At 71.8% G+C, this 8686-nt stretch carries 10 protein-coding genes and 1 pseudogene; 5 read left to right on the plus strand and 6 right to left on the minus strand.

The features are described from left to right. Positions 1-261 (plus strand): annotated as a pseudogene (locus CCN39_RS42625) (alpha/beta hydrolase); the annotation flags it as partial. 41 nt (positions 262-302) lie between these two features. On the opposite strand, the gene CCN39_RS42630 reads toward CCN39_RS42625, so the two are convergent. Together CCN39_RS42630 and dut are read right to left on the minus strand one after the other, a co-directional pair. Continuing rightward, complete coding sequence (locus CCN39_RS42630; protein ID WP_086852248.1) at positions 303-965, minus strand: DUF3710 domain-containing protein; 663 nt, start codon at positions 963-965, stop codon at positions 303-305. Beyond that, complete coding sequence (dut, locus tag CCN39_RS42635) at positions 965-1471, minus strand: dUTP diphosphatase (protein WP_086852250.1); 507 nt, start codon at positions 1469-1471, stop codon at positions 965-967. The genes CCN39_RS42630 and dut overlap by 1 nt, the downstream gene beginning before the upstream one ends. A gap of 24 nt (positions 1472-1495) precedes the next feature. Here dut and CCN39_RS42640 point away from each other — a divergent pair, with 24 nt between their 5' ends. Further along, positions 1496-1978 carry a DUF3093 domain-containing protein gene (locus CCN39_RS42640; protein ID WP_086852252.1) on the plus strand — a complete coding sequence of 161 codons (483 nt, stop codon included), beginning with the start codon at positions 1496-1498 and terminating at the stop codon, positions 1976-1978. 148 nt (positions 1979-2126) lie between these two features. Here CCN39_RS42640 and CCN39_RS42645 read toward each other — a convergent pair whose 3' ends face one another. Beyond that, a complete protein-coding gene (locus tag CCN39_RS42645) occupies positions 2127-2435 on the minus strand; it encodes a DUF4193 domain-containing protein (RefSeq protein ID WP_013224476.1) in 309 nt (102 codons plus the stop codon). A gap of 560 nt (positions 2436-2995) precedes the next feature. On the opposite strand from CCN39_RS42645, the gene cei reads away from it, so the two are divergent. Then, the gene (cei, locus tag CCN39_RS42650; protein ID WP_086852254.1) at positions 2996-3679 is read left to right on the plus strand and encodes an envelope integrity protein Cei; all 684 of its coding nucleotides are present in this window, start codon (positions 2996-2998) and stop codon (positions 3677-3679) included. 35 nt (positions 3680-3714) lie between these two features. Here the strand turns inward: cei and CCN39_RS42655 are convergent, their stop codons facing one another. Next, positions 3715-4533: an inositol monophosphatase family protein gene (locus tag CCN39_RS42655; RefSeq protein WP_086852256.1), complete on the minus strand. Its 819-nt coding sequence runs from the start codon at positions 4531-4533 to the stop codon at positions 3715-3717. Between the two features lie 64 nt (positions 4534-4597). Between CCN39_RS42655 and ppgK the strand changes: the two genes are divergently transcribed. Together ppgK and CCN39_RS42665 are read left to right on the plus strand one after the other, a co-directional pair. Continuing rightward, positions 4598-5365 (plus strand): polyphosphate--glucose phosphotransferase, encoded by a 768-nt coding sequence (ppgK, locus tag CCN39_RS42660; protein ID WP_086852258.1) that lies wholly within the window; start codon positions 4598-4600, stop codon positions 5363-5365. Between the two features lie 173 nt (positions 5366-5538). Continuing rightward, entirely contained in the window at positions 5539-6939 is a 1401-nt protein-coding gene (locus tag CCN39_RS42665) for an RNA polymerase sigma factor (protein ID WP_086852260.1), read from the plus strand. A gap of 55 nt (positions 6940-6994) precedes the next feature. Here CCN39_RS42665 and CCN39_RS42670 read toward each other — a convergent pair whose 3' ends face one another. Both CCN39_RS42670 and CCN39_RS42675 read right to left on the minus strand, forming a co-directional pair. Further along, positions 6995-8179 (minus strand): hypothetical protein, encoded by a 1185-nt coding sequence (locus CCN39_RS42670; RefSeq protein WP_086852262.1) that lies wholly within the window; start codon positions 8177-8179, stop codon positions 6995-6997. Positions 8180-8219: 40 nt separating this feature from the next. Continuing rightward, positions 8220-8612 carry a hypothetical protein gene (locus CCN39_RS42675; RefSeq protein ID WP_086852264.1) on the minus strand — a complete coding sequence of 131 codons (393 nt, stop codon included), beginning with the start codon at positions 8610-8612 and terminating at the stop codon, positions 8220-8222. Positions 8613-8686: the final 74 nt, after the last annotated feature.

The raw sequence follows: 8686 nt of genomic DNA on the forward strand, positions 1-8686 counted from the left end.
GCCGGGCTGGCGGACGGCCTGCGCGTTGCGGCCGGCCGGCCTTCCCCCACCCTCGCCGAGCTGGCGGCGCTGGCCGTCCCGGCCGGGATCGGCACGTGCACCGACGACCCGATCCACCCGACGAAAGTCGCGACGGAGTGGGCGGGCGCACTCCCCCGCGCGGCACTCGGCGAGACGACGCTCACGGCGCTGGGGGCGGACCGCGAGGCGCTCGGCCGGGCGACCGTGCTGGCGTTCCTGAGAGCCCGGAAAACGCGCTGAAGGGCGCCCTCACCGCGGTGAGGGCGCCCTTCAGGCGCAGGTCAGCCCTGCTGTTGCTGGGCCGCGATGTGCTCGGCGACCGCCTCGGGCAGCGTGATGGTCAGCGGGGTCCGGACCGGCATCGGCGCGTCGCCGCGGTCGACGATGGTCCGCCGGACGATCTCGCGCAGCACCTCGACGGCCCCCGCGGCCTCCGACTGGGGGCCGGCGATGACGCCGCGCAGCATCCAGCGGGGCCGGTCGACGCCGACGAAGCGCAGGGCGACGTCGCCGATGATGGCCGAGATCTCCAGGCCCCACACGCCGCGGCCCAGGGTGACCTTGGCGCCGTCGGAGCGCAGCTGGTCGGCCAGCTCGGAGCTGACCTCCCGCCACAGCCCGCCGGAGCGCGGCGCGGCGTAGGCGCTGACCGTGATCTGCCCCTGCTCGGTGACGACGTGCACGGCGCGCACGCCCCCCGCTTCCGGGTCCATCTCGACCTGGACCTGGGAGCCGTCCGGCACCGGCACCTTCACCGAGCCGAGGTCGATCCGCGGGATGCCGTCGTCTTCGAAGTCGGCGACGTCGAACGGGCCGTCGGAGACGTCCGAAAGCTCCGATTCCTCCTCGTACGCCTCGTCCTCGAAAGTGTCTTCGGCCTCGGGCGCGGCGTGCCGTCCGGCGGACCCGCCCTCGGTCCGCCGCTTGCGTCCGAAAATCCCCACTACTTCTCCGTTCCTTCCCCCGTGGCGGCGCTCGCGGCGAGCGCCGGTGCTGCTCCCAGTGTGGCGTGTCCACCCGTGGAGCCGTAGCCTCCGTCGCCCCGCTCGGTCGCGTCGAGCCGGTCGACCTCGACGAACTCGGCGTGCTCGACCCGCTGCACGACCAGCTGGGCGATGCGGTCGCCGCGCGTCAGCTCCAGCGGGTGCACCGGGTCGTGGTTGATCAGGCAGACCTTGATCTCGCCGCGGTAGCCCGAGTCGATCGTGCCCGGGGTGTTCACCACCGAGAGGCCGGCCCGGGCGGCCAGGCCCGACCGCGGGTGGACGAACCCCGCGTACCCGGGCGGGAGCGCGATCGCGACGCCGGTGCCGACGACGCCGCGTTCCCCGGGTCCGAGCACGATATCCGAGGTGGTGACGAGATCGGCGCCCGCGTCGCCCGGTCGGGCGTAGGCGGGCAGCGGGACATCCGGATCGAGCCGGGAGAGGAGTACCTGAACGCTGGACACGGGCCGCGAGATTACTCTCTACCCGTGGGTGAATCAGCGAAGACGGCCGCGAACGCGACGGTCCGGCACTCCGAGCGGCTGTACGTCCCGTGGTGGGGCTGGCCGTTGCCGGTCCTGGGCGCGATCCTCCTGGCCGCCGAGATCGACCTCGGGTACCCGGGGATCCGGGCGTGGCTGCCGTACGTGATCGCGCTGCCGGTGGTCGTGGCGCTGCTGCTGTCGCTGGGCCGGTCGAAGGTCCGGATCACCGGCGGTGACGAGCCGGAACTGTGGGTCGGCGACGCCCACCTGCCGCTGCGCTACGCCGGCGAGGTGGAGATCTTCGACAAGGAAGCCAAGCGCAAGGCGCTCGGGCGCGACGGCGACCCGGCCGCCTACGTGCTGCACCGCGGCTGGGTCGGCCCGGTCGTGAAGGTGCACCTCACCGACGCGAACGACCCGACGCCGTACTGGCTGTTCAGCACCCGGCACCCGGAAAAGGTCGCCGAGCTGCTCAAGGGCGCCTGACCCCGTACATGGAAGGGGGCCGGCCTGCCGGCCGGCCCCCTTGTCCCCAGCGCGCTTCGAGCCTCTCCCTCGCTCTTGCCGGGCTCTGCCCTCGAGGCTCTCCGTCGCGTCTGTTCGTCCCCTGTGTCCGAGAACCCCTCTGCGCTCGTCAGGCGCAGTCGCGGCAGATCAGGCGTCCGCCGTTGTCCTCGGCCAGCCGGCTGCGGTGGTGCACCAGGAAGCACACGGAGCAGGTGAACTCGTCCGCCTGCTTCGGCACCACCTTCACGGTCATGTCCTCACCGGAAAGCCCGGAGAGGTCGGCACCCGGCAGCTCGAAGTTCTCGGCGGTCGCGTCCTCGTCGACGTCGACGACGCCGGACTGGTTCTCGTTCCGCCGGGCCTTGAGCTCCTCCAACGAGTCTTCGGCCAGCTCGTCGGCTTCGCTGCGGCGCGGAGCGTCGTAGTCGGTAGCCATGTGTCCCTCACCCCTGCGATCAGCTTGTGTAGTCGTTTTCCCGGACTCCCGGATGCGCCCGTGAGTCCGCCGTGCCGCTGGTCAACGTTCCAGGGCCCCTGTTTGTGCCCGACGGCCGAAGTGACCGAGGTCTCTTCTTTTCGGGCCTCTTCCTGCGGCCGGAGCCCGGGAAGGGTAGCTCACCGCTGTCCGGGTTCTGCAACGAGTCAGACATTGCCGGGGAATCGTCACCCGACAGGGGGAACCCGCAGGTAAGACGCGTTGTCGTCCGTTCGGGTTGCGCGGGGGTGGAGAACTTCACGCGCGACCGGTGTCCGCTTGCCCCGCGCCGCCCCGGCGTGGTGCGATCGCTGCCACGGGGATCGGTCCGGCTGGGGCCCGGTACCGCAGGATCGACACGGGAACGGCTGGGTCTTTCGGGGGTCCGGGTGGCGGAGCCCCGGCCCCGTACGTTCCGGGGTGACCCGGGACCACGTACGTGGGTCGCAGCGCCTAGGCTGACCGGCCTCGGCGGTGCCCGGTACGCACGGCCGGTTTCGTGTTCGGGAAGGGACGGGCAGGTGGCGTCGGGGAACGGCATCGGGGACCGTGGGGCGCGGCCGTATCGCAAGCACAAGCCGCTGCCGGCGCTGATCGTCATCGGCGTGCTCGCGGTGGGCGCGATCGTCGTCTGGGTGAACGCCGCCATCGGCAAGGGCGACGTCGACGAGGCCGTCAAGTGCGACCCGCCGGCGAGCCCGCCGCCGGGCGTGACGTTCAGCAGCCTGCCCCACAACGCGCTCGACGACCGCGCTCCGGTCCCGCCGGACAAGGTCGCCTACCGGGTCCTCAACGCCTCGGGCAGCCGCGGCCAGGGCGGCATCACCACGACCGCGCTGAAGGAGCTCGGGTTCACCAGCGGCGCCGAGCCGGCCAACGACCCGGCGTACGAGAACCGCGAGGCCAAGTGCCGCGGCCAGATCCGCTTCGGCGAGAACGGCGTCACCGCGGCCCGGACGCTCAGCCTGGTGGTGCCGTGCGCGGAGCTGATCCAGGACAACCGCAAGGACGCGAGCGTCGACGTGGTGACCGGAACGCTCTTCGGCGACCTGCGGCCCCGGGCCGAGGCGCGCCAGATCATCACGCAGCTCGCCGACTGGTCGAAGACGCACCAGGGCGGCGGCGGCAACGAGCAGTCCGCGGGCGCGAAGGCGCCGGTGGTGGACCAGACGCTGCTGGCTTCGGCCCGCGACGTGGCCTGCTGACCCGGACCGGACACTTCGACCCACCCGGAACGGGCTCAGACCTCCGCGGCCCCGCAGTCCGACAGGACCTTCCGCAGCGGGTCCGCGATCGACGGCGCCGCCGCGTACGTCGCATCCGGTCCCAGCTCCGGCGCCGATCCCGGGAGGGACACCTCCGCGCCCGCCTCGGCCGCGATCAGCGCCCCCGCCGCCCAGTCCCAGCGGTTGAGGCCGTGCTCCACGTACGCGTCCAGCCAGCCCGCCGCCACCGCGCACAGGTCCAGCGACGCCGCTCCGTTGCGGCGGATGTCCCGCACGTTCCCGAGCAGCGAGGCCGCGAAGCGCGACTGCCGTGCCCGGCGCTCCGGCGAATACGCGAAACCGGTTCCGACCAGCGTCACTTCCAGCCGGTCCGGCGCCGACACCGCCAGCCGCCGTCCGTCGAGGAACGCGCCCTGGCCGCGGGCCGCCGACCACACGCGGCCGCTCGCCGGCTCGACCACCGCGCCCGCCACCGACTCCCCGCCGACCTGCGCCGCCACCGAGACCGCGAACCACGGCAGGCCGTACAGGAAGTTGACCGTCCCGTCGATCGGGTCGACCACCCACGTCACGCCGGCCCCGGCCGCGCCGCCGCCCTCCTCGCCCAGCACCGGCTCGCCCGGCCGCAGCACGGCCAGCCGGTCCCGCACCAGGCGCTCGGACTCGTGGTCCACCGCGGTCACCACGTCGGTGGCCCCGGACTTGGTCCCGACGGCGACCGCACGACCGGAAGCCATGCCCTCCCAGGCCTCGCGGACCAGCTCGGCGGCGTCCGTCGCGACCTGCACCGCGACGCTTTTCAGCAACGACTCGTCAACTCCCACGTCCGACATGTCACCACATCCGGTTAAAGTCTCCGAGGCAGGCTTCTGAATCGTGCGAGAAGGGACCACGTCCGTGGTGGAGGCGACCCGCCGAGGTTTCGGCATCGACATCGGCGGCAGCGGGATCAAGGGCGCCTTGGTCGACCTGGACAAGGGGCAGCTCATCGGCGACCGCATCCGGATCGAAACGCCGAAGCCGTCGACGCCGTCGGCGGTGGCGGACGTCGTGCACGACGTCGTCACGCAGGCGGGCTGGGACGGCCCGGTCGGCGTCACGCTGCCCGCGGTCGTCAAGAAGGGCGTCGCGCACACCGCGGCCAACATCGACAAGCAGTGGATCGGCACCGACGCCGACGCGCTGTTCGCCAAGCGGCTCGGCCGCGGCGTCGACCAGATCGCGATGCTCAACGACGCGGACGCGGCGGGCATGGCGGAGATCCGCTTCGGCGACCCGGTCGCGCGCAAGGGCGTCACCGCGCTGCTGACCTTCGGCACCGGCATCGGCAGCGCGGTGTTCCAGGACGGCAAGCTCGTCCCCAACACCGAATTCGGCCACCTCGAGATCGACGGCCACGACGCCGAGAAGCGCGCGGCCGCCTCGGTCAAGGACAACGAGGGGCTCTCCTACCCCGAATGGGCCAAGCGCGTGCACCGTTACCTGACCGTGCTGGAGAACCTGATCTGGCCCGATCTGTTCATCGTCGGCGGCGGGGTCAGCAAGAAGGCCGAGAAATGGGTGCCGCTGCTGGACATCCGCACTCCGGTGCTGGTGGCGAGCCTGCAGAACAACGCCGGCATCGTCGGCGCCGCGGCCGCCGCGGCGGAGGGCATCCAGCACTGAATCGGCGCTGAGGGTGATCGCTTCGCACCGCATGCGCGTACCGTCGTTACAATGGAACACGGCCCACGGCTGCGGAGGGCAAAACCGCAGGCCGAGGCGTGATCCCCGAATGTGAGGCAGCAGTGGCACCCGTGCCGTTGCTCGTCGTGATCGACCGCTGCGAAAGGGCGTAAGTGGCAGCCGCAAGAACCGCAACCCGAGGCGGGACGAAGACCGCGACCGCAGCCGGCGAGCCGGCCGAAGAGGCAGCCACCGGGACGGCGAAGCCGGCGGCCCGCAAGACCACCACCGCCAAGAAGGCGCCGGCCAAGAAGGCACCGGCGAAGAAGGCCGTGACCAAGGGCGCGAAGACCGAAGACGGCGAGCCGGACGGTCCCGGCGACCTCGAGGACGACGAACTGGGTACACCCGACCTGTCGGACCTGGAAGAGGTCGAGGTCGACGTCGTCGACGAAACGGTCAACGACGAGCCGGACGCCGACTCGGCCGACGACGACGATGACGACGAGGAGTCGGACGAGGAGACCCCGGCGCAGCGTCGCCGCGGCGCCGCGGCCGACAAGGCCGCGGCCAAGAGCGACAACCCGGACTTCGTCTGGGACGAGGAGGAGTCCGAGGCGCTGCGCCAGGCGCGCAAGGACGCCGAGCTCACCGCGTCCGCCGACTCCGTGCGTGCCTACCTCAAGCAGATCGGCAAGGTCGCGCTGCTGAACGCGGAGGAGGAGGTGGAGCTGGCCAAGCGGATCGAGGCCGGGCTCTACGCCGCCGAGCGCGTGCGCACCGCCGAGGAGGAGGGCGAGAAGCTCGTCACCCAGATGCGCCGCGATCTCAAGTGGATCGTGCGTGACGGCGAGCGCGCCAAGAACCACCTGCTGGAGGCGAACCTCCGGCTCGTGGTGTCGCTGGCCAAGCGCTACACCGGCCGCGGCATGGCGTTCCTGGACCTGATCCAGGAGGGCAACCTCGGCCTGATCCGCGCGGTGGAGAAGTTCGACTACACCAAGGGCTACAAGTTCTCGACGTACGCCACGTGGTGGATCCGCCAGGCGATCACCCGCGCGATGGCCGACCAGGCGCGCACCATCCGCATCCCGGTGCACATGGTCGAGGTCATCAACAAGCTGGGCCGCATCCAGCGCGAACTGCTCCAGGACCTCGGCCGCGAGCCGACCCCGGAAGAGCTCGCGAAGGAAATGGACATCTCCCCGGAGAAGGTCCTGGAGATCCAGCAGTACGCGCGTGAGCCGATCTCGCTCGACCAGACGATCGGCGACGAGGGCGACAGCCAGCTCGGCGACTTCATCGAGGACTCCGAAGCGGTCGTCGCGGTCGACGCCGTGTCGTTCACGCTGCTGCAGGACCAGCTCCAGTCGGTGCTGCAGACGCTGTCCGAGCGCGAGGCGGGCGTGGTCCGGCTGCGCTTCGGCCTCACGGACGGCCAGCCGCGCACGCTCGACGAGATCGGCCAGGTGTACGGGGTGACCCGCGAGCGCATCCGGCAGATCGAGTCGAAGACGATGTCGAAGCTGCGCCACCCGTCGCGGTCCCAGGTCCTGCGGGACTACCTGGACTGAGTTGTTCGTTACGGAAACCCCGCCACCGGCTCACGGTGGCGGGGTTTCCGCCGTTTCAGGGCCGCCCGGTCAGCGTCGTCCACGGGACGTGGACGACCACGCGTTCGCGCAGCTGCTCGTTGATCAGCCACAGTTCCCCCGTGGCCGGCCAGTACGACAGGTTCTGGCTGTTCACCGGGGCCTGGCCGGCCAGCCTCGACGTCGATGCGCCGCCGATGCCGCCGTGCAGGCAGGACGGGTGGTCGCCCGCCACTCCCGCGTACTCCGGGCACACGCCCGTCAGCACGAAGTAGCCGTTTCGCGACACCGCCCCTTGCATTCCCCACACCGGCGACGAGAAGCCCTCCACCGCGTGCACCTGCCCGTCGGCCGCGGCCGCCAGCTGTCCGGTGGCGCGGTCGAACGGCCAGCGCAGGACCCGGCCGCCCGCCGCCGACGGGACGTGCTCCGCCGTCACGAACGTCGAGTCCGTGTGGTCGAACGACAGCGTCGACAGGCAGGGGCGTACGTCGGTCGCCGTCGTGCAGGCGCCGCCGCCCGGGTACCAGTACGCGCCGATCTGGGGCATCGCGTAGTCGTAGAACGCCGCGTGGTACTTGCCGTCGGAGCCCAGGCCGACCGTCCCGGCGCCGGCGTCGACCTTCCAGAAGTGCGTCGTGTCGAAGACGCGGATCAGGCCGCCGGTGGTCGCCACGAACAGGCGGTTGCCGGCCCAGGTCATGCCGTGCCCGTGGCCGGTGACGACCCGGAAATCCGTGCCGGACGTCGGCTCCACCAGCAGGACGTGCCGGTAGCCGAGGCCGGTCGCGTCCACAAAGGACAAGCGGACCATCGTGTCGCCCGGGGTGTGCCACGACGCCGCCACGACACGCTTGCCGCCGGCCGTCCCGGTCGCCGGGTCCGCGTCACCGGAGCCGGTGAGGCCCTGGGGGATCCAGTCGTTGGTCTTGTCATCGTTCGCGTCCTCCCAGCAGAACCCGGCGGGCTTCAGGGCCGCGGCCACGTAGGTGCCGTGGCAGAGCGGGCGGGCCTTCCGGTTGGTGTCGGCGAGCAGCGAGGTGAGCCCGCGCGGCGGGAGTTTCGCGTCCAGCGCGGCGACCCGGGAGCCGTAGGTGGCGAAGGTGTCCCCGGCGGTGAGCCGGAAGTCGTCGACGGCCAGCCGGGGGAAGTTCGCCGCCGCCTGGGCCGTCGGGGTGAGGCCGAGCAGGAGCAGCGCCACGAAGCCGATCAGGAATCGCATGCCGGCAGCGTGCCGGGCGCGCGTACACGGCCCGTACAACTCAGGGGACGGCCAGCCCGCGCTCCCGCAGCGACTGCTCGACGCGCAGGCGTTCGATCTCGCGGTCCATCCCCTCGGGCAGCTCCCCGAGCCGGTGGGGGACGTCGACCTGGCGGCAGGCCTGGACGAGCAGCTCGTCGTACGCCTGCCGGGTGCCGATCCGCCGCGCGGCCGGCGTCCCGGACGGGTAGCCGGCCAGCAGCCGGTGCACCCGCCGCAGGTCCGCGGCGACGCGTTCGATCGGCAGGCCTTCGGGTTGCGGCTTGGCGCGTTTCTGGCGGACCCAGCCGACCAGCTTGGGGACGCGCAGCGCGCACCAGAACAGCACCGTGGGCGCGAGGCAGACCACGGCAAAGAGGATCAGGTTCGCGAGGACGCCACCAGCGCCGTCCATGCCCCGATGGTAAGCCCGCAACCCCCACCCGGCAGAGGGCTTTTCGGCGCATCTCGCGTGATCAAAGCCGGAAC

Source organism: Amycolatopsis kentuckyensis (genome assembly GCF_002155975.1).
Lineage (GTDB): Bacteria > Actinomycetota > Actinomycetes > Mycobacteriales > Pseudonocardiaceae > Amycolatopsis > Amycolatopsis kentuckyensis.